The sequence below is a fragment of the Bacillus atrophaeus genome (genome assembly GCF_001584335.1).
Classification (GTDB): Bacteria; Bacillota; Bacilli; order Bacillales; family Bacillaceae; genus Bacillus; species Bacillus atrophaeus.
Genome location: NZ_LSBB01000014.1, coordinates 1 through 1,545, shown reverse-complemented (window position 1 = coordinate 1,545; position 1,545 = coordinate 1). Strand labels below are relative to the sequence as shown.

Genomic DNA, 1,545 nt, shown 5'->3' with positions numbered 1-1,545 from the left:
TAAACTTGAGATGTCTGACTTACGGCCATTTTCAATTCGCTTAGATTTAATAAATCATTATTAAAATCAAACATCTTTCCAAATAGCATACTTGTAAATACGACTGGCATTGTTGCACTTTTTTGATCTAAGTCATTATATTTAGCATATTCTCTAATAAATTCAACACCATCATAGTCCCTATGTTCTAATGCTTCCATAAAAGTAAGCTGTACTTTTTTCGCTTCATCCCAGAAGCTTTTTTCCTCTGCAAAGTTTGCTTTCAACATAATTAAAGATGTGAAGTCACCTATTATATCATTAACTTGTTGATGAAGTGGTTGTCGATTAAATACCGTCGTATTTATCGCTACATTTGATTGATTACTCCATTTTGAAAGTACTTTAGCATAGGCCGTAAACAATACAATTGCTGGTGTAACATTGTGATTAGCTGCTTTTCTGCTAAAATCCTCCCACATTTGCATATTTATTATTTTTGATTTCCTTTTAAAAGTAGGATTACTTATTTTATTTAGTTTTTCTTTTAAAGGCACCGCTGGTGCTCTTGGAAAGTCTTCTAATTGGTTTATCCAATATGCCTTATCATTCCTATATTTTTCTGTATCTTTGATTTTTTTATAAGCAAGCATGTAATCTCGATAATTAATCTTCAACTGAGAAATTTCATTTTCTTTCCCACTATAAATTTGAGAAATTTCTTTAAATAACAATTGGATACTTGCTCCGTCAGCAATTAGCATATCTATCCCAAAGAAGAGTAAGTACTTACTTTCCCCTAGTTTGAGTGCTTTAAATTCGAATAAAGGCCATGTATTTGGATCAAAAATATGGTGAGAAGTTTTTCTTCTAACTTCTAATATTTTATTTTCTCTCGCTTCCACACCCAATTTGCTTATATCTTCTACTTGAATTTTATAAGGAGGCACATGCTCTAATACTTTTTGTTTTCCGTTCGGTAAAATAACTGCCCGGAGCATACTTTGGCGATCTATGACTTTTTGCAGACTTTCATTAAACCTCTCAATATCTAATTGTGATTCAATTTCTAAGTATGCATGAGTTGATGTACCACCTAACTCAAATTGTGTATCTCTTCCCATCAAATAAGCCATTTGCACATCAGTTAAATCGAACTCTTTATGTTCATTTTCTTTATCTACTGTAATGTTATTGTATATATTTTCTGCATTCACTGCTCTTTCATGAACATCAATGAATGGAGCTAATTTTTCAATTGTACTATTTGAGATAAAGCTTTTAAAATCTAATTTGACATTGAATTGATCTTCAATAACTGAAATTAAATTAATAATTAATATAGAGTTGCCACCTAATTCAAAGAAGTTATCATCAATACTGATATCTTCAACATCCAGAACATTTCGCCAAATTTCCACAAGTTTTTTCTCTGTTTCAGTTCTTGCTTGCTTTATAGCCTTTTTGATAATCTGATCTTGATCTGTAATTTCTTTTTCTAATAATCTTTTTCTGTCTACTTTTCCGTTACCGGTGAGAGGAATTTCCTCAATTTGCACTATATAA

Annotated in this window: 1 protein-coding gene; it reads right to left on the bottom strand. The window is 30.9% G+C overall.

Annotation, left to right across the window (positions count from 1 at the left end; all coding sequences use genetic code 11):
- Positions 1 to 1,545, bottom strand: a 1,545-nt coding sequence (locus AXI57_RS08120; RefSeq protein ID WP_238380173.1) for a condensation domain-containing protein, incomplete at both ends; no start/stop codon positions are given.